Source organism: Kribbella sp. NPDC049174 (genome assembly GCF_043197365.1).
Taxonomy (GTDB): domain Bacteria; phylum Actinomycetota; class Actinomycetes; order Propionibacteriales; family Kribbellaceae; genus Kribbella.
This window is the reverse complement of sequence record NZ_JBICSZ010000014.1, coordinates 74,084-92,831: the sequence shown is the minus strand read 5'-3', so window position 1 is coordinate 92,831 and position 18,748 is coordinate 74,084. Positions and strand designations below refer to the sequence as shown.

The following is an 18,748-nucleotide window of genomic DNA, read 5'->3' as shown; positions in this document are numbered from 1 at the left end:
GCGATGAGACTTCTGACTGCGGTGGTGCGGACGATCCGGGGCAGCCGGCGGCTGGCGACCGGACTGGTGATCCTCGGCGTGATGGTGCTGCTGGCGTTGTGCAGCCCGTTGATCACGAAGGCCGTCGGTGGTGGCGAGGATCCGCTCGAGGTGGCGGCGTACGAGAAGTGGCTGGTGCCGTCCGCGGACCACTTGCTCGGCACCGACCAGTTCGGCCGGGACGTGTTCGCGATGGTGGTCAAGGCACTGTCGGTGTCGCTGCAGATCGGGGCGATCGCGGGTGTCATCTCGACCGTGGTGGGCGTGATCGTCGCGTTCGTCGCCGGGTACAAGGGCGGCTGGATCGACGGGGTGCTGTCGACGTTCACCGGGATCCTGCTGGTGATCCCGACGTTCCCGTTGCTGATCGCGCTGTCGGCGTACGCGAAGAACGTCACCCTGTTCCAGGTCGGTGTGATGATCTCGATCTTCTCGTGGCCGTTCGCCGCCAAGACGATCCGTTCGCAGGTACTGAGCCTGCGGACCCGGCCGTACGTCGATCTGGCCCGGGTGACCAAGGCCCGTGACCTGGAGATCATCACCACCGAGTTGCTGCCGAACCTGTTGCCGTTCATCGGCGTCGGGTTCGCGTCCTCGGCGCTCGGTGCGATCTTCGGTCTGGTCGGGCTGGAGGTCATCGGCCTCGGGCCCGGCGGGGTGGTCGACCTCGGGCAGATCATCTTCAACGCGATCACCACCGGCGCGTTGACCCTGGGCGCGTGGCCGATGTTCGCCGTGCCGATCGTGCTGCTGACCTTGCTGTTCGCGGCGCTGAACATGGTCAACATCGGGTTGGAAGAGGTCTACAACCCACGGCTGAGGGGAGTGACCGGTGAGTGACTCGGTGCTGGAGATCGAGGGTCTCGACGTCACGTACTCGACCAGCCGTGGTGACGTGAAGGCGGTCCGCGGTCTGGATCTCGCCGTCCGCCGGGGCGAGATCCTCGGGATCGCGGGGGAGTCGGGCAGCGGGAAGAGCACGCTCGCGGTCGCGCTGCTGCGGTTGCTGAAACCGCCAGGCAAGGTGACGGCGGGCTCGGCGATCTTCCGGCCGGCCAAGCGTTCGCCGGTGGATCTGCTGAAGGTCGACGGGGAGGAGCTTCGGGTCCTGCGCTGGAGCGCCCTGTCCTACCTGCCGCAGGGATCCATGAGCTCGCTCAACCCGGTGATGCGGGTGCAGGACCAGTTCAAGGACGTGATCCTGGAACACGCGCCCGATCGCAGGGAGTCGCTGCCCGAGCTGATCCCGAAGCTCCTGGGCCAGGTCGGGTTGGAGCCGCGGGTGGCCCGGATGTTCCCGCACGAGCTGTCCGGCGGGATGAAGCAGCGGGTGCTGATGGCGATCGCGGTCGCCCTCGAACCCGACCTGGTGATCGCGGACGAGCCGACCACCGCGCTGGACGTGACCATCCAGCGGGTGATCCTGCAGTCGCTGGCCGATCTGCGCACCGACTTCGGCGTGACGCTGATGGTGATCTCGCACGACATGGGTGTGCACGCGCAGCTGGTCGACCGGGTCGCGGTGATGTACGAGGGCCGGCTGGTCGAGGTCGGCGACGTACGGCAGGTGTTCAAGAACCCGCAGGACGGCTACACCCGCCAGCTGATCGAATCGATCCCGCGGCTGGGACGGAGGAGGGCATCATGAAGTCCGAGCTCGAACTTCGTGGCGTACAGCAACGATTCCACGCCCGCGGGGTGGCCGACGGCTACATCACCGCCGTCGACGACGTGAGCTTCACGCTCGCGCCCGAGCCGCCGCAGGTGGTCAGCCTGGTCGGGCAGAGCGGCAGCGGGAAGAGCACCATCGCCCGCAACGTGCTCGGCCTGCAGAAGCCGACGGCCGGGTCGGTGCTGTACGGCGGCAAGGACATCTTCAAGCTGAGCCGGGCCGAGTACGACGAGTACCGGCGCGACGTCCAGCCGGTGTTCCAGGACCCGTACGCGATCTTCAACCCGTTCTATCGGGTCGATCGCGCGCTCTGGAAGGCGGTGAAGAAGTTCGGGCTGACGACCAGCCGGTCCAAGGGGCTGGAGCTGATCGAGGAGTCGCTGCGGGCGGTCCGGCTCGAGCCGGAGAACGTGCTCGGCCGGTACCCGCACCAGCTGTCCGGCGGCCAGCGGCAACGCATCATGCTGGCCCGGGTGCACATGCTGCGGCCGTCGTTCATCATCGCGGACGAACCGGTGTCGATGCTGGACGCCCAGGTGCGCAAGCACTTCCTGGACATCCTCCTCGACTTCCAGCGTGAGCACGGGATGACCACGCTCTTCATCACCCACGACCTGTCCACGGTCTACTACCTGGGCGGCGAGGTCATGGTCATCACCAAGGGCTCGATCGTCGAACGCGGTCCGGTCTCCACGGTGATGCACGAGCCGTCCCACCCCTACACCCAGCTCCTGCTCGACTCCATCCCCCAACCCGACCCCGACGACCGCTGGACCAGCCGCATCCGGGTCGATGAACTCGACGAGGAAGAGGAGGCCGAGAAGGCCCCCGCGACCACCAGCGGCCCGGAGACCCCGATCATTTGATCCGGGTCAGACGGTGCGGATGGCGGGGTCGCTGAGGCCGATGGTGCCGTTCTCGACGTGGCCGGCGAAGCGGCGGAGGTACGTCGGGTCGGAGTCGGTGAGGATCTGGACGTCGTACCAGCGGTTGGTGGTCGTGCTCGTGTAGGTGGTCGTGCCGGGGCGGAGGTCGAGTCGCTTCGGCTTGCCGCCGTACGCGTTGGAGATGGTGACGCGGCGGGCGACGTCGGTGGTGAAGGTGAGGTCGAGGTCGCCGCTGTGGGCGTTCTCGCGGGCGGTGACCTCCAGGCCGGTGGCCGGCTTGCCCTTGAAGGTGCGCAGGAAGCCGTTCGGGCCGTGCACGGTCAGGTCGTAGACGCCGTTGGAGTAGACGGTGTTCCAGCTGTCCGCGATGCTCTTGCCGGCCTCGGTCGTGTACGTCCAGGGGCCGTCGGTGCGGTTCGCCGCCGTGATCAGGAACTGGGCGCCGGCCTTGGACCCCGACGTGAACGTGAGGGTGTACTTGCCACCGGCAACAGCGCCGTCGACGACCGGTGCGTAGGGCAACGGCCTGGTACGGCGCCGGCCGCGCTCCTGGGCCGGGATGCTGCCGACCGCGGGCGGCGTCGGCCGGTAGTCCGGGTGCCGGTCGTTGTCCGGCGGCTCGTAGCCCGACGTGTCCGGAAGCTCCGCGGGCTGGGTGCTCGACGTACCGAAGTCGAAGGCCGAGGTGAGGTCACCGCAGATCGCGCGGCGCCACGGCGAGATGTTCGGCTCGTGCACGCCGAACCGCTTCTCCATGAACCGGATGATCGAGGTGTGGTCGAACACCTCCGAGCAGCTGTAACCACCGGTGCTCCACGGCGACACCACGAACATCGGGACGCGCGGGCCGAGACCGTACGGGCCGGCGACGTACTTGCTGCTGCCCGGGTAGTAGTCGGGTGCCGTGTCGACGGTGGACAGTCCCTGGGACGCCGAGGCCGGCGGGTACGGCGGGACGATGTGATCGAAGAAGCCGTCGTTCTCGTCGTACGTGATGAACAGGGCCGTCTTGCTCCAGACCTCGGGGTTCGCGGTGAGCGCGTCGAGGACCTGGGAGATGTACCAGGCGCCGTAGTTGGTCGGCCAGTTCGAGTGCTCGCTGAACGCCTCCGGCGCCGCGATCCACGAGATCTGCGGCAGCCGGTCGGCCTTCACATCGGCGGCCAACTGGCCGAACAGGTTCTCACCGGCCTTGGCGTTCGTCCCGGTGCGGGCCTTGTCGTACAAGGGATTCCCGGGAGCGGCGTTGCGGTAGGTGTTGAAGTACAGCAGCGAGTTGTCGCCGTAGTTGCCGCGGTACGCGTCGTCGATCCAGCCCCAGTGGCCGGCCGCGTCCAGACCGTCGCCGATGTCCTGGTAGATCTTCCACGACACACCGGCCTGCTCGAGCCGTTCCGGGTACGTCGTCCAGCCGTAGCCGAGCTCGTCGTTCCCGAGCACCGGGCCGCCGCCGGTGCCGTCGTTCCCGGTGTAGCCGGTCCACAGGTAATAGCGGTTCGGATCGGTCGCGCCGATGAACGAGCAGTGGTACGCGTCGCAGATCGTGAACTTGTCCGCGAGCGCGAAGTGGAAGGGGATGTCCTCGCGGGTCAGGTAGGCCATCGTGACCGCGGACTTGGCCGCGATCCACTGGTTGTACTTGCCGCTGTTGATCGCCTGGTGCCCGTCCGGCCAGCTGTGCGGCAGGCCCTGGAGGAACTGCAGGCCGAGGTCGTCGGCCTCCGGGTGGAACGGCAGCGTCTCCTGGCCGGTGCTGCTCGTCTGGTGCCAGATCGGCTTGCCGCTCGGCAGCGTCACCGGCCGGGGATCGCCGAAGCCGCGGACGCCCTTGAGGGTGCCGAAGTAGTGGTCGAACGAACGATTCTCCTGCATCAGGACGACGATGTGCTCGACATCCTGGATGCTGCCGTGCCGGCGCTGCGCCGGGATCGCGGCGGCCTGCTCGATGCTGTTCGCCATCGCGCTGAACGCGGCCGTGGCACCGGCGAGCTGGAGGAACCTGCGACGGTTGATGTCTGGCATGCGTGGTCTCCTGGTGGGCGGTGGGGCGGGTGGAGTCTGGAACACCAGCACTGCATCGCAGGCACCCTAACCTGAACGATTAAACGACGGAAGATGAACTCTGCTGTTCGCACACGGCGAGTTCCAAACCATTCCGAGCGTTCAAACGATGGTTCGATCACCCGGAGAGTGATTGCTCCCCGCCTCGAACGGCGGGAGACTGGACTTGCGCGGCCTGGGGGACTCGGGGGAGGGGTGGCTGCGATGGGCGGGCGGGCGCTCGCTGGGGGCGCCGGAACAGGGGTGGAGCACCAGGGGCTCCAAGGACAGCTCGCGGCCTTGTCGGATCAGTTCGCTGCGGCGAACGAAGTACTCTCCGCGGTCGGCCGCTCGGCGGGTGACCCGGACACGGTGCTCACCACCGTCGTGGAGAGCGCACGACGTCTGTGCCGCTCGCAGGCCGCGCAGCTCTATCTGCTCGATGGCGGGTACTACCAGCTCAGCAAAGCGGTTGGACTGTCGGCAGAGGCGACTCGGTACCTGATCGACCATCCGACACCAGTCGATCGGGCCACCTTGATCGGCCGGGTCGGGCTCGATCACACGACTCAGCAGATCCCCGACGTCTTGGCTGACCCGGCCTACGGTCGGCAGGAACTGCAGCGGGTGGCGGGATTTCGGACCACAATGGGCGCACCGATGCTCGTCGACGACGAAGTGGTCGGAGCACTGGCCGTGTGGCGTAATGAGGTCAGCCCGTTCGACGAGCGCGAGCAGAACCTCGTCACCGCGTTCGCGGGGCAGGCCGCGATGGCGGTCAACAGCGTGAAGCTCGTGCAGCAGCTGGAGGCTCGTGGCGCCGAGCTGGCGCACAAGGTCGGCGAGCTGGAGGCGCTGCGCGAGGTCGGCGAGGCGGTCAACTCCAGCCTCGACGTGACCAAGGTGTTGTCGACCATCGCCAAGCACGCGGTCCGGATCTCGGCGACCGACGGCGGCTCGATCATGGAGTACGACCAGGACGAGCGGTGCTTCCTGGTCCGCAGCGTGTACCAGACCGCTCCGAGCGTGATCGAACGGCTGCGGTCCACCCGCATCCACCTCGACGAGACCCTGGTCGGCCGCGCGGCCAAGCTCGGCAGGCCGTTGGCGGTGCCCGACCTCGGCGCCGCCGAACTCGATCCGCACCTGGCCGTGCTGTACGAAGCCGGCTGGCGCTCACTGGTCGCCATACCGCTGCTGCGCGAGGGGCAGATCCTCGGCTCACTGGTGGTCCGCCGCAAGCGGCCCGGTGAGTTCTCGGCCGAGACGCTGACGTTGCTGGAGATGTTCGCCGATCAGTCGACGCTGGCGCTGCTGAACGCGCAGTTGTTCCGGGAACTGAAGCAGCGCAGTGCGGAGCTGGAGGTGGCGAGCCGGCACAAGTCCGAGTTCCTGGCCAGTATGTCGCACGAGTTGCGGACGCCGCTCAACGCCGTACTCGGATTCTCCGAAGTACTGCTGGAGCGCATGTTCGGCGAGCTGAACGAGCGGCAGGAGGAGTACCTGCGCGACATCCACGGCTCGGGCAAGCACCTGCTCGAACTGCTGAACGAGATCCTCGATCTGTCCAAGGTCGAGGCCGGCCGGATGGAGCTGGAGTACTCGACGTTCCCGCTGCGGCGGCTGCTCGACAACACCGCGTCGATGCTGCGCGAGCGCGCGACCGCGCACGGCGTCGACCTGCGGGTGGAGATCGGGCCGGGGATCGATCAGGTGTACGCCGACGAGCTGCGGCTGAAACAGGTCGTGCTGAACCTGATGACGAACGCGGTGAAGTTCACCGGCGACGGCGGCTCGGTGGTGGTCCGGGCCACCAGGTCCGGCGCCGAGGTCCACATCGCCGTCACCGACACCGGTCGCGGCGTCCCGCCGGAGGATCGGGAGCGGATCTTCGAGTCGTTCCAGCAGGGCGGCCGGGGTCCGTCGCAGGAGGAGGGGACCGGCCTCGGGCTGACACTGTCGCGCCGGATCGTCGAGCTGCTCGGCGGACGGATGTGGCTGGAGAGCGAGGTCGGCGTCGGCAGCACCTTCGGCTTCTCCTTGCGCAGCAGGGAGGACGAGCATCGGCAGGATGCGGCCCGGTCGGTCGGCGCGGTCGTCGTCATCGAGGACGATCGGCCGTCGCTCGACCTGATCACGGCGTACCTGTCCGGTGCGGCGCTCCGGGTCACGGTGGCCGGCGACGGGCAGTCCGGTCTGGACGCCGTCCGGCGAGTGCGGCCGGCCGCCGTACTGCTGGACATCCGGTTGCCGGGGATCGACGGGTGGGCCGTCCTGCAGGCGCTGAAGGCAGAGCCCGTGACCCGCGACATCCCGGTGATCATCGTGTCGATCGTCGACGAACGGGCTCGCGGTACCGCGCTCGGTGCCGCCGCCTATCTGGTCAAGCCGGTCAGCCGGGACGCGTTGCTCCACGCCCTGGCGGCCGTCGGAGCCGTGGCAGACGACAAGGGGGAGGATCGATGAGTCCGAGCCGGATCCTGGTGGTGGAAGACAATCCGAAGAATCTCAAGCTGGTGCGCGACGTCCTGCAGTTCTCCGGCTACGAGGTGATCGAGGCGACCTCGGGTGAGGACGGCGTCCGGCTGGCGGCGTCGGAGGAACCCGACCTGATCCTGATGGACCTGCAGCTGCCAGGTATCGACGGCGCCGAGGCCTTGCGCCGGATCCGGTCCGGTGCGCGGACTCGCGAGGTACCGGTGGTCGCGGTGACGGCGTTCGCGATGGACCACGACCGCGAGCACGCCTTCGCGTCCGGATTCACCGGGTACGTCGAGAAGCCGATCAGCATCCGTCGCCTTCCCCAGCAGATCAAGGACTTTCTCCGCCTCGGAGGTGTCACATGACTGTATTGATGCCACGCCTCCGGCGCGGCGGGTCATGGGGCCTTGGCTCCCGGTCTTCCCTCGTCGCTCCAGTCGCTTCGCTCCCTACGCTCCTCAGTCCAGACCGGGAGGCCCCATGACCAGGGTCCTGGTGGTCGACGACCAGCCGCCGAACGTAAGGCTGCTCGAGGCCATTCTCGCTCCGCGCGGGTACGACGTACTGACCGCGTCGTCCGGGGAGCAGGCGCTGGAGCAGATCGGTGCCGAGGACATCGATCTGGTGCTGCTCGACATCCTGATGCCCGGGATCGACGGGTACGAGGTGTGCCGGCGGATCCGGGACCAGGTGGACACGGCGTACCTGCCGGTCGTGATGGTGACGGCGAGCGGTGACGAGCAGAAGGTGAAGGCGCTCGAGGCCGGGGCGGACGACTTCCTGACCAAGCCGGTCAACCAGAGCGAACTGCTGGCCCGGGTGGCGTCGCTGGCCAGGATCAAGCGGTACCAGGACACGATCAAACGCCAGGCCGCCGAGCTGACCGCGTGGAACCAGGAGCTGGAGTCCCGGGTCGAGAGTCAGGTGTCGCAGCTGCAGCGGATGGGCCGGTTGCGCCGGTTCCTCAGTCCGCAACTGGCCGAGCTGATCGTGGACTCCGGCGACGAGTCGTTCCTGGCCAGCCATCGGCGCGAGATCGTCGTGGTCTTCTGCGATCTGCGTGGCTTCACCACGTTCGCGGAGGCGAGCGAGCCGGAAGAGGTGATGGGCGTGCTGGAGGAGTACCACCACGCGCTCGGTGACCTGATCTTCCGGTTCGAGGGAACCTTGGAACGGTTCACGGGCGACGGCCTGATGGTGTTCTTCAACGACCCGGTCCGGTGTGAGGACGGTCCGCTGCGGGCGCTGCGGATGAGTGTGGCGATGCGGACCCGGGTCCGCGGGCTGGCCGAGGCCTGGGGGCGGCGCGGGCACGACCTCGGGCTCGGTATCGGGGTCGCCCAGGGGTACGCGACGCTGGGCACGATCGGCTTCGACGCACGGCTCGACTACGCGGCGATCGGGAGCGTGACGAACCTCGCCGCCCGGTTGTGCGCCGACGCCGAGCCCTGGCAGATCCTCGCCACCGAACGCGTCTACAGCGCCGCCGGCGATGTGGTGATCGGCGAGGATGCGGGCCTGCGGGAGGTCCGTGGCTTCAGCCGGACCGTGCACGCCTTCAGCATCCGCGGTCTCGACAACTCCAGGATCGCGTCATGACCGGCGACCTGTGGACCGCGCCCGACGAGGCGGCGCGTGGACTGTCCACCCTCACCGAGGAAGAGCGCTACCGCTCCTTCGACCAGTTACAGGCGCGGATGGCCGGGGTGTGGGAGGCGATGCGGCTGAACCACGACGACGAGTCCGTGGTCGTCGTACCGTCGATCTCGCTGGATCGGACGCAGACCACCGGGACCGGGACGATGATGCAGGCGTACGAGGAGCGCTTCCTCTTCCTGCTGGTGCTGCTGCGACAACCGCGGCTGCGGATGGTCTACGTGACCTCGATGCCGATCGCTCCCGAGATCGTGGAGTACTACCTGGCCCTGCTGCCGGGCGTGATCCCGAGTCATGCGCGGGCCCGGCTCTCGCTGATCTCGGTCCACGATGCGTCGCCCATCTCGCTCAGCGAGAAGTTGCTCGCCCGGCCGCGGCTGCTGCGACGGATCGCCCGGCTGATCCCGAACCCCGCCCGCTCGCATCTGATCCCGTACAACACGACCGAGCTCGAACGCGATGTCGCGCTCAGCCTCGGGATCCCGATGTACGCCGCCGATCCCCGGCTGGCACCACTCGGGTCGAAGTCCGGGTGCCGGCGGATGTTCGCCGAGGTGGGTGTCCCGCATCCGCTCGGTGCGGAGAACCTGCGCAGCCTCGACGACATCGCCGACGCGGTGCTCGCGATGCGGGCCGGGCGGCCCACGATGGACAGCGCGATCGTGAAGCTCAACGAGGGTGTCTCGGGCGAGGGCAACGCGGTGGTCCGGCTGAACGGACTGCCCGCACCCGGTGCGCCGGCGGAGCGCGACGAGGTGATGAAGCGGCTGCGCGAGATGGAACTGGAGTCGGAGAAGACGCCTTTCGACGTCTACATCGCCAAGTTCGCCGAGAACGGCGGGATCGTCGAGGAGCGGATCGTCGGCGACGAGCTGCGCAGCCCGAGCGTCCAGCTCCGGGTGCTGCCCGGTGGCGAGGTCGAGCTGCTGTCCACACACGATCAGCTGCTGGGTGGAGCGAGTGGCCAGCGGTATCTGGGGTGTGTGTTCCCGGCCGCGCCGGAATACGCACGCCTGATCTCGGAACACGCCGCGACGATCGGGCGGCGACTGGCGACCGAAGGTGCGCTTGGGCGATTCGCAGTCGATTTCGTCGTGGTCCGTGGTTCCGGCGGCGGTTGGACGCCGTACGCGATCGAGCTGAATCTGCGCAAGGGCGGGACGACGCATCCGTTCCTGACGTTGCAGTTCCTGACCGACGGGCGGTACGACCCGCGGACCGCCTTGTTCATCACGCCGCGCGGCCACGAGAAACATCTGGTCGCCACCGATCACCTCGAGTCGGAGCTGCTGAAGGGCTTGGTGCCGGCGGACGTCTTCGACATCGTGGCGCGGCACGGGCTGCACTTCGACCAGTCGCGGCAGGTCGGCGTGGTGTTCCACATGATCAGTTGCCTGACGGAGAAGGGCCGGCTCGGGCTGACGGCGGTGGGCGACACCCCGGCGGAGGCGGATCGCCGATACCGTGATGCTTCCCGCATTGTGCTGGCGGAGGCCGAACAGGCCTTCGTGGAACATCCGCTTCCGGTCTGAGAGGTTCGATGCAGCGAGTCTGGTACGTCGCCTACGGTTCCAACCTGGCTCTCGGCCGCTTCCGTTGCTACCTGGCCGGCGGCCGCCCGGCCGGCGGTGCGCGCGTGTACCCAGGCTGCCGCGACCGCAGCGACCCCGAGCGGATCGTCGGCGTCGAGGTGCCGGGCCGACTCGTCTTCGCGGGTGCGTCGAGGGTCTGGGGTGGCGGCTCGGCGTTCTACGACGCCGCCGGCCCGGGGCGGGTAGCCGGGCGGGCCTACCTGCTGACGCCGGAGCAGCTGGGTGACGTGGCTGCGCAGGAGATGCGCCGGGAGCCCGGAGGCGAGTTCGCCGACGACCTCGCCGGCTTGCTGCCCCACGTCGAGACAGTCCACACGATGGGCCCCGGCCGCTACGAGACCGTGGCGCGGTTGGGCGACCAGGACGGCATACCCATGTTCACCGTCACCCACGGCACCGCCGCCGACCTCGAGCCGGTCGCACCCACCGCGCCGTACCTCCGCTGGATCACCGCAGGCCTGATCGAGTCCCACGGCTGGACCGCCGGCCGGGTCGCGGAGTACCTCCTCTCCGCGCCCGGCGTCAGCAGCGTGTGGACGTTGGACGAGCTGGTTGCCCTTACCGCTTGACTGCGATGCAGGTGGCGGTGGACTTCTTGGTGGGGTCGCTTTCGGAAGTGGCGGTGAGGGTGATCTTGGCCAGGGTCGACGTGCCGGGTTTGGCGTGGACGGGGACGGTGGTGTGCTGGCCGGCGTTGGCGGTGGTGAGGGCGTTCGGGAGGGACATCGACCAGCCCTGGCCGTCGATCTTGGCGGTGAGGCGGTAGACGTCGCCCTTCAGGTACGACGTGACGTCCTCAGGGTGCTGGCCGGCGGTGCCTGCCTTGCCGGTGTTGGTGAGCGGGAACTTGCAGGTCAGTACGCCGTTCTGGGCCTTCACCGCGGCCGTCGGGGTGACGCGGACACCGCGCTTCTGCGCGCCGGCGCCGTCGAGGGATCGGATGGCGACCGTGTAGGACAGCACGCCCTGGTGATCCCGCTTCACGTTGGTGATGTAGAAGTGCAGGCGGTTCGCGGCGTCGGTGTACTCGTACTCGCTGCCCGAGTTCGTGCCGGCGTGGAAGAGCGCGTCCGACAGTTGACGGTAGTCGCCGATGGTGATCGGGACCTCGGTGCCGTCGGGCAGCACGTAGTCGGTCATGCCGATGTCCTGCGGGTTCGCGTCGATGACCCACTCGAACGGTGCCCGGTCCTCGTTCTTCGTCTTCGCCAGCAGTACGCCGGAGTCGGGCGTGAACGAGTCGGTGCCCATCCGGTCGACGACCTCGACCGTGTAGTTCTGGTACCCGCGGCCGTCGCACATCGGATCCGTCGTGATGTCGCACGCGGGCGCGAGATCACCGGCGGCGCCGAGCTCGATGTTGACGCCGGCCAGACCCTTCGGTCCCGGTTGCACGGTCCGCGCGGTGACGTCGGCGATCACCACCCCCGAGGACTTCAACGCGTCGCGGGACAGCCGCAGCACGTTCTGCTCGTCGACCATCTGCAGCTTGATCTTGTTCCGCAGCATGTGTTGTGCGCCCATCGACCCGCCGCCGGTCGCCGGGATCATCCACCGGCTGTGTGGTCCACCGGGTCCGTTGAAGCTGCCCCGGCTGAGCATCTCCCAGATGCCGGTGTACGCGCGCCGTGGCGGTACGCCGTACGGGTTGTTGTAGTTGTCGCCGATCCCGAGGATGTGGCTCAGCTCGTGCGCGTAGACGCCCATGCCGGAGCTCTCGGCCTGGGTCGACGAACCGCCACCGGCGTTCGGCCAGATCGACGCGCCGGCCGCCCATGAGGTCCAGTCGACGTACCGGGTGTTCGACCAGTTCGGCAGGTTCGGGTCCGGCGGGCCGAACTCCTCGGTGACCTCCTCCTTGGTCGGGAACTTCATCATCCCGAACTCCTGCCAGGTGGACGATTCGTCCTGGCCGGCGCTCAGGTAGAAGACGAAGTCGAAACCGGCCGGCACCTCCGGTCCGGTCGCGGCGACCCAGGCGGCGCGGGCGTCGGTCCGGATGTTCTTGTTACAGGTGTCGCCGGCCGGGCAGGCGCCGTCGCCCTGGAACTCCATCGCGTACTCGTGCGACTTGCCGGGCATCCGGTACGGGCCGAAGCCGGTCAACTCGACGCCGTACCGGCCGCCGGAGTCCTCCATCCAGTACTCGTGGATGGTGTGACCGCGGTTCAGCGTGCCGGGGGTGTTCAGGAAGTTCTTGTAGAACTCCGCGACCTGTTCCCGGGGTACGCCGTTCGCCTCGGCACTCGGGTTGCCGAAGGGCGTCGACCCCTTCGGCTTCGTCACGACGAAGTCCTGGTTCGGGTAGTCGACCAGCACCAGCGCACCCTTGAACGTCCTGGTCGACCCCTTGACGTTCGGGTCCGACCAGTTCGTCCCGGGCGGCTTGCGATAGTCGCTCCAGGTCATGTGGTCCGGGTTCTCCCAGTTCTGCGGGTCGATCGGCCCAGGCAGACCGTTACCGGTCGTGGACGCGATCCGTTGCTGTACGCCGGACTCCTGCCACGGCTGCTGCTGCGGCCAATGCGGGTACTGCCAGGCGTTCTCGGGATCCGGGGGAGCGGTCGCGCTCGGCGACGCGAGCGCCAGCGAAGGGACCGACACGGCGGCCAGTACGGCGACCAGTCGCAGGGCAAGACGAAATTTCCGCTGCTCAGACACGGGCGGGCATCCGATCACTCAGGGCGGGACAACGGGCTGCAGTGAACGAGCGGAGCGAGTTCACCGTCAAACACAGTGCTTCTTGTGCCTCATCCGCGCCCGGAGCGCAGCGAGGACGTGGATGAGCTTGCCTTGTCGACACCGCTGACCACAACAGATGAAACCACTGTATACAGTATGGAGAGAAGTGGTTAGCCTGAGCGCTTGCGTCGTCTGTGGATGGAGGACCCATGTATGTGGTGACGAACCCTGCGAACGGTGAGCTGGTCGAGGAGGTGGCCAACTCGACGAACGAGGAGGTGCAGGAGGCGATCGGCCGGGTGCACTCCGGGTTCCCGGGCTGGCGAAGCCGGACGGTGGTGGAACGGGCCGCGATCGTGGCGCGGGCGGCGGACCTGTTCGAGCAACGGGCCGACGAGTTCGCGAACATCATGACGCTGGAGATGGGCAAGCGGATCAACGAGGGCCGCGGTGAGATCGGCATCGTGGTCGACATCTTCCGGTACTACGCCGAGCACGGGCCGGCGTTGCTGGCCGACGAGCCGCTGGACATCAAGGGCGGCCGGGCCGTCATCACCAAGAGCCCGATCGGCGCGCTGCTCGGGATCATGCCGTGGAACTTCCCGTGCTACCAGGTGGCCCGGTTCGTCGCGCCGAACCTGGTGCTCGGCAACACGATCCTGCTCAAGCACGCGTCGATCTGCCCGCGCTCGGCCCGCGCGATCGAGGACGTCCTGCGGGATGCCGGCGTACCGGACGACGTCTATGTGAACACGTTCGCGTCGAGCCGGCAGATCCCGGCGATCCTGGCCGATCCGCGGATCATGGGCGTCTCGCTGACCGGCAGCGAACAGGCCGGTGTGTCGGTCGCCGCCGAGGCCGGGCGGCACCTGAAGAAGACCGTGCTCGAACTCGGCGGCTCGGACCCGCTGATCGTGCTCGACACCGACGACATGGACGAGACGGTCAACGCCACCGCGACCGCGCGGATGCGGAACTGCGGCCAGTCGTGCAACGCGCCGAAGCGGATGATCGTGCTGGCCGACATCTACGACGAGTACGTCGACCGGCTGACCAAGCGGGTCGCGGAGTACTACGTGCCCGGCGATCCGGCCGACCCGGAGACGAAGCTGCCGCCGCTCGCGTCGATCGCTGCGGCGGACGAGGTCGCGGGCCAGGTCGCGAAGGCGGTCGAGCAGGGCGCGACGCTGCGGACCGGCGGTCACCGGATCGAGCCCGGTGCGTTTCTCGAAGCGACCGTGCTCACCGATGTCGCACCGGGGATGGACGCGTACTACGAGGAGATCTTCGGGCCGGTCGTGATCGTGTTCCGGGCCGACACCGAGGACGACGCGGTCCGGCTGGCCAACGACACCCCGTTCGGTCTCGGCGCCAGCGTCTGGGGGACCGACCCCGATCGGCTTCGCCGGGTCGCCGAGCGGATCGACGCCGGCATGGTCTACCTCAACCGCGCCGGCGGCTCCCAGGCCGACCTCCCGTTCGGCGGGATCAAACGCTCCGGCATCGGCCGCGAACTCGGCCCGGCCGGTATCGAGGAGTTCATGAACAAGAAGTCGATCCGCCTGTAAAGGGTTTTGAAACGGGCGTCTTCGGCCTATCGTGGCGCACACCGCCGGGCACTGCGTGAAACTCGACGGCGCGTTCCACACCAACTGGGTCTTCGTCCCGGCGTACAACAACGGCAGCACGCCGTACGGGACCTGGACGGCGAAGAAGACCTACGCGACACCGCAGTGGGTGGCCAGTGAGGACATCAACTACGACGTCGGCGCCGCCGCGGTGAACCCGCTCAACGGCCAGAACCTCACCGACGTGGTCGGCGGTCAGGGCATCGCGTTCAACCAGGCGCGCGACCAGAACATGTACGCCTTCGGTTACCCGGCCGCGGCGCCGTACGACGGCTCGAAGCTGATCTACTGCAGTGGCTCGACCTTCGACGCACTCATCTCCGACGGGATCGGGATGACGTGCGACATGACCGGCGGCTCCAGCGGCGGTGGCTGGTTCCTGCAGTTCAGCGAGTCCACCGGCGCCGGCATCGTCAACTCGGTGAACAGCTACAAGATCAACTTCATCCCGACCTGGATGTTCGGCCCGTACTTCGGCACCGACGCGCAGAACGTCTACACCACGGCCCAGGCCGGCTGATCCGACACGCGTGGGCCGCACGTGCTGCTGCCGTGCGGCCCTCGCGAGCGCATACTGCGAGATGTAGGGGGAGCTTGCTCGAGGGGGCCGACATGGCTGAGCCTGCTGGTTATTCCATCAAGACGTACCGCTATCTGCGGATGGCCATGGTCGCCATGGTCGTGCTGCTCGGGGCGGCGCTGGTGATCGAGTGGTCGAAGACGGATCCGCGCTGTCTGCAGACCTCGATCAGCGCCTACTACTACACCCCGGTGCAGGCGATCTTCGTCGGCGCGTTGATCTCGATCGGCCTCTGCATGGTGGTGCTGAAGGGCAACACCGAGCGGGAGGACATCCTGCTCAACGTGGCCGGGATCCTCGCGCCCGCGGTCGCGCTGGTGCCGACACCCGGACAGGGTGCGTGCCGATCGGTGCCGGTGGTGCTGGGCGACACGGCCGCGAACATCGCCAACAACATGCTGGCCCTGTTCGTTGTCGGAGCACCGTGCCTGCTGGTGACCGCGGTGTTCGTGCTCCGGGCCCACCTCTCGCGGTCGGACCGGAATCCGATGTACCTGCTCGGCTTCGCGGTCGCGCTGGCGATCTTCGGCGGTGGCATCGCCTGGTTCTTCCTGGATCGGGAGGGATTCACCGAGAACGCGCACTATGCCGCGGCCGTCGTCATGTTCGTCTGCATCATCGCGGTGGTGCTGCTGAACGCCAAGCAGTTCCGCCGCAAGGAGGAGCCTGCGGACACTCGGTCAGTGCCGGCGAACAGGTACTCCGTGATCGCGCTCGGGATGGTCGTCGTACCGCTGGTCATGCTGGCCTGGAAGGCGCTGTTCGGCTGGCAGCACGCGGTGCTGTGGATCGAGGGCGTGCTGATCACCCTGTTCGCGATCTTCTGGATCCTCCAGACCCAGGAGCTGTGGAACGAGGGACTGCGAGACGGCGGTCAGGAGTTGCCGCGCTCGCAGGCCGTCCCGTCGCCGTTCTTGTCGAGCTCTTCGGAGTAGCCCGGGTCGCCGCGGTGCAAGGGTGCCTTGCCGGCGGCTCGGACCTCGGCGCAGCTCTGATACACGACGGCCTCGCTGGAGCCGGTCGGTGCCGTCGTGGATTCGGTCGGCGTCGGGGTGCTCGACGTGGTCGTGGACGGCGGTGACGTCGGTCGCTCGGTCGGCGTCCCGCTCGGTGTCTGCGTCGGCGTCGGCGTCTGTGTCGGCACATGCGTGGGCGCCGTGGTCGGGCTGGTCGTCGGAGCCGCGGTTTCGGGTCCGGTCGGCGTACCCTCCGGCGCCGGCGTCGTCTCGACCGCAGCCGTCGGTGCCGCGGTGGTCGCCGAGTCGTCGCCTCCAGTGAACGGGTTGAACAGCACCAGACCGATCAACGTGAGTACGACGGCCGCGACCGCGCCGAGCTTGATGATGCTCGGACCGCCGTACCGGCCGATCGGCCCACGGACCGGACGTCCGTCCTCGTCGACCCAGAACACCCACCCTGCGGGCGCGGGCGGCCAGGACTCAGCAGGACCCCAGCGTTTGGGCGGTCGCCATCTGGCATTCGGCGGGTCAGGCCAGCCAGGCGGCGCGTTGAACTGCCTCACGCAACCCCCTTTCCCCGAGAGGTTGTTCGTCGCCGCAGCACCCTACCGAGAACGATGCGAGGAGTGAGGGCCGGGGTCCGAAAAGCCTTGATTTCATACGTTTGAACGCTCGGTGGGGCGCCGCGGGCGGGCGCCGGGACCCGGTCGCGGTACGGCGTCGCGCGGTGACACAACGGTGTGGCCTGACTCGCAGTGGACCTCGGTGTGGACGACGGCACCGCAGTCGCGATGGGTGATGGTGAGCGGCGAGCCCTCCTCGCCGACGAGGTACTTGTCACCCCAGTCGCGGATGGCGATGAGCAGCGGGTAGAGATCGAAGCCCTTCTCGGTCAGCCGGTACTCGTCGCGTTGCCGGGCGCCGGGCTCGCGGTACGGGACCCGGCGGAGGATGCCGTGGTCGACGAGTTTGCCGAGCCGGTTGGACAGCACCTGCCGGGGGATCGCGGTCCGGATCCGCAGGTCGTCGAACCGGCGGATGCCGTTGAACACCTCGCGCAGCACCACCACGGTCCACCGCTCGCCGAGGATCTCCATCGCCCGCCCGATCGGGCAGTTGTCCACCGACCAGTCCAGTGCGTCGTACGTCGCGCTCATCGTGCCATCGTAGTGAGTGCTAGGTCTCGTTGACAGACCCAGGTGGGTGGTGTGAGGCTCGGTCCATGACTGAGACCCAGCAGGCGACCCGCAGCCGTACCTTCTCCTGGTCCGACCCGGCGCGGACGGCGGCGTCGCTCGGCGCGATTTCCGGGCTGGAGATGCTGCAGGCGATGCGGGACGGGAAGATCCCGGCGCCGCCGATCCTGCAGCTGGTCGGTGGGACCGGGATCGAGGTCGAGGAGGGCAAGGTCACGGTCTTCATGCCGGCGGAGGAGTTCCACTACAACCCGCTCGGCACGGTGCACGGCGGGATCATCGCCACCCTGCTCGACACGGCAGCCGGCTGCACCGTGCACTCGACGCTCCCGGCCGGCGTCGGCTACACCTCACTCGACCTGATGACCCGCTTCATCAAGCCGGTCACCGTCGCCTCGGGTCTCCTGCGCTGCGAAGGCGCTGTCATCAGCCGGGGACGCCGTACCGCGGTCGCCGAAGCCCGCCTCTTCGACGAGCGCGGCACCTTGCTGGCGCATGCCACGTCGACCTGCCTGATCTTCGAGATCCCCACGCAGTAAGAGTCATTCGGGGGTACGCAACGCACCCGGCGCCGACCCGGTCGCGGCCTTGACGTGGCGGCTGAGGTGGCTGACCGAGTCGTAGCCGGTCAGCTCCGCGATCGCCTGCAACGTCAACGTCGAGTTGCGGATGTGGCCCAGCGCGTGCCGCAGCCGGACGTGCTGCAGCGCCGCGCGCGGGCTCGTGCCGCGCAACCGCGCGAAGGACGCCCGCAGCCCGGACGGCGAGATGCCGAGCTCGGCGGCGACCGACGCGACCCGGATTCCCGAGGCGAAGCGTTCCTCGAAGATCCGCTCTGCCTGCACGACCAGTTGCTCCGCCGCGGTCAGCGGCGCCGCCGTGGCGCGGCGCAGCAGCAGGTCGAGCTCGCCGAGCAGCAAGGAGCACAGCCGGTCGCTGTCGTCGCCGGGCTGCGTGCTCTCGCGGACGAGCGCGTCGAAGACCCTGCCCAGGCTGCGCTCGCCGTCGTCGAAGCAGACGCGTGGCCAAGGCATGCCGACCGCGGCGTCGACCTGCAGGAAGCGGTTGACGTAGCCGGTGCGGCTGAGCTCGGCATGCCACGTCCGCGGTGGGGTGAGCAGCACGGTCCCCGGCGTGGCGGCGTACGTCTCGGCGCCGACCGGGCACGTGATCCGTCCGCGCACGTAGTACACCAGCTCCCACGAGGTGTGCGCATGCGACGGGTAGTCCTTGCCCGGCCCCGCGGTGTGTACGCCGGCGCCGAGCAGTCGAAGCGATTTGTGCATAACCACTGTCGCCTTCTGCATTGTTTCTCCGGCATGTCCGATCGATGCTG

General features: G+C 68.2%; 17 protein-coding genes. 12 read left to right on the top strand and 5 right to left on the bottom strand.

Going from position 1 to position 18,748, the window contains the following annotated elements:
- Positions 1-3: 3 nt before the first annotated feature.
- From ACGFIF_RS40970 to ACGFIF_RS40960, 3 genes are read left to right on the top strand one after another with little or no spacing between them, the layout of a single operon-like run.
- The gene (locus ACGFIF_RS40970; RefSeq protein WP_393162693.1) at positions 4-879 is read left to right on the top strand and encodes an ABC transporter permease; all 876 of its coding nucleotides are present in this window, start codon (positions 4-6) and stop codon (positions 877-879) included.
- A complete protein-coding gene (locus ACGFIF_RS40965) occupies positions 872-1,687 on the top strand; it encodes an ABC transporter ATP-binding protein (RefSeq protein WP_393162691.1) in 816 nt (271 codons plus the stop codon). Before ACGFIF_RS40970 ends, ACGFIF_RS40965 begins: the two co-directional genes overlap by 8 nt.
- Positions 1,684-2,577: an ABC transporter ATP-binding protein gene (locus ACGFIF_RS40960; RefSeq protein WP_393162689.1), complete on the top strand. Its 894-nt coding sequence runs from the start codon at positions 1,684-1,686 to the stop codon at positions 2,575-2,577. Before ACGFIF_RS40965 ends, ACGFIF_RS40960 begins: the two co-directional genes overlap by 4 nt.
- A gap of 6 nt (positions 2,578-2,583) precedes the next feature.
- Here the strand turns inward: ACGFIF_RS40960 and ACGFIF_RS40955 are convergent, their stop codons facing one another.
- Positions 2,584-4,620, bottom strand: coding sequence for a phosphocholine-specific phospholipase C (locus tag ACGFIF_RS40955; RefSeq protein ID WP_393162687.1), 2,037 nt, complete (start codon positions 4,618-4,620; stop codon positions 2,584-2,586).
- 243 nt (positions 4,621-4,863) lie between these two features.
- Between ACGFIF_RS40955 and ACGFIF_RS40950 the strand changes: the two genes are divergently transcribed.
- The 5 genes from ACGFIF_RS40950 to ACGFIF_RS40930 all read left to right on the top strand — a co-directional run bounded on the left by ACGFIF_RS40950 (position 4,864) and on the right by ACGFIF_RS40930 (position 10,936).
- On the top strand, positions 4,864-7,104 hold the full coding sequence (locus ACGFIF_RS40950) for a GAF domain-containing protein (protein ID WP_393162684.1): 2,241 nt from the start codon (positions 4,864-4,866) through the stop codon (positions 7,102-7,104).
- Positions 7,101-7,484 carry a response regulator gene (locus ACGFIF_RS40945; RefSeq protein ID WP_393162682.1) on the top strand — a complete coding sequence of 128 codons (384 nt, stop codon included), beginning with the start codon at positions 7,101-7,103 and terminating at the stop codon, positions 7,482-7,484. Before ACGFIF_RS40950 ends, ACGFIF_RS40945 begins: the two co-directional genes overlap by 4 nt.
- A 115-nt stretch (positions 7,485-7,599) precedes the next feature.
- Positions 7,600-8,718 carry a response regulator gene (locus ACGFIF_RS40940; protein WP_393162680.1) on the top strand — a complete coding sequence of 373 codons (1,119 nt, stop codon included), beginning with the start codon at positions 7,600-7,602 and terminating at the stop codon, positions 8,716-8,718.
- Entirely contained in the window at positions 8,715-10,307 is a 1,593-nt protein-coding gene (locus ACGFIF_RS40935) for a peptide ligase PGM1-related protein (RefSeq protein ID WP_393162678.1), read from the top strand. The genes ACGFIF_RS40940 and ACGFIF_RS40935 overlap by 4 nt, the downstream gene beginning before the upstream one ends.
- Before the next feature lie 8 nt (positions 10,308-10,315).
- On the top strand, positions 10,316-10,936 hold the full coding sequence (locus ACGFIF_RS40930; protein WP_393162676.1) for a histone deacetylase: 621 nt from the start codon (positions 10,316-10,318) through the stop codon (positions 10,934-10,936).
- On the opposite strand, the gene ACGFIF_RS40925 is transcribed toward ACGFIF_RS40930, so the two are convergent.
- Positions 10,926-13,028 carry a M6 family metalloprotease domain-containing protein gene (locus ACGFIF_RS40925; protein ID WP_393162674.1) on the bottom strand — a complete coding sequence of 701 codons (2,103 nt, stop codon included), beginning with the start codon at positions 13,026-13,028 and terminating at the stop codon, positions 10,926-10,928. The two genes, ACGFIF_RS40930 and ACGFIF_RS40925, sit on opposite strands and share 11 nt — an antisense overlap.
- Before the next feature lie 230 nt (positions 13,029-13,258).
- Between ACGFIF_RS40925 and ACGFIF_RS40920 the strand changes: the two genes are divergently transcribed.
- The 3 genes from ACGFIF_RS40920 to ACGFIF_RS40910 all read left to right on the top strand — a co-directional run bounded on the left by ACGFIF_RS40920 (position 13,259) and on the right by ACGFIF_RS40910 (position 16,192).
- Positions 13,259-14,617 carry an NAD-dependent succinate-semialdehyde dehydrogenase gene (locus tag ACGFIF_RS40920; RefSeq protein ID WP_393162672.1) on the top strand — a complete coding sequence of 453 codons (1,359 nt, stop codon included), beginning with the start codon at positions 13,259-13,261 and terminating at the stop codon, positions 14,615-14,617.
- Positions 14,618-14,648: 31 nt separating this feature from the next.
- Positions 14,649-15,197, top strand: coding sequence for a trypsin-like serine peptidase (locus tag ACGFIF_RS40915; protein ID WP_393162670.1), 549 nt, complete (start codon positions 14,649-14,651; stop codon positions 15,195-15,197).
- Between the two features lie 92 nt (positions 15,198-15,289).
- Positions 15,290-16,192 carry a hypothetical protein gene (locus ACGFIF_RS40910; protein ID WP_393162668.1) on the top strand — a complete coding sequence of 301 codons (903 nt, stop codon included), beginning with the start codon at positions 15,290-15,292 and terminating at the stop codon, positions 16,190-16,192.
- On the opposite strand, the gene ACGFIF_RS40905 is transcribed toward ACGFIF_RS40910, so the two are convergent.
- Together ACGFIF_RS40905 and ACGFIF_RS40900 are read right to left on the bottom strand one after the other, a co-directional pair.
- Complete coding sequence (locus ACGFIF_RS40905; protein ID WP_393162666.1) at positions 16,132-16,668, bottom strand: excalibur calcium-binding domain-containing protein; 537 nt, start codon at positions 16,666-16,668, stop codon at positions 16,132-16,134. The two genes, ACGFIF_RS40910 and ACGFIF_RS40905, sit on opposite strands and share 61 nt — an antisense overlap.
- Before the next feature lie 204 nt (positions 16,669-16,872).
- On the bottom strand, positions 16,873-17,373 hold the full coding sequence (locus ACGFIF_RS40900) for a winged helix-turn-helix transcriptional regulator (protein WP_393162664.1): 501 nt from the start codon (positions 17,371-17,373) through the stop codon (positions 16,873-16,875).
- A gap of 65 nt (positions 17,374-17,438) precedes the next feature.
- Between ACGFIF_RS40900 and ACGFIF_RS40895 the strand changes: the two genes are divergently transcribed.
- Complete coding sequence (locus tag ACGFIF_RS40895) at positions 17,439-17,951, top strand: PaaI family thioesterase (RefSeq protein WP_393162662.1); 513 nt, start codon at positions 17,439-17,441, stop codon at positions 17,949-17,951.
- A gap of 3 nt (positions 17,952-17,954) precedes the next feature.
- Here ACGFIF_RS40895 and ACGFIF_RS40890 read toward each other — a convergent pair whose 3' ends face one another.
- Positions 17,955-18,698 carry a helix-turn-helix domain-containing protein gene (locus ACGFIF_RS40890; RefSeq protein ID WP_393162660.1) on the bottom strand — a complete coding sequence of 248 codons (744 nt, stop codon included), beginning with the start codon at positions 18,696-18,698 and terminating at the stop codon, positions 17,955-17,957.
- Between the last annotated feature and the right edge of the window lie 50 nt (positions 18,699-18,748).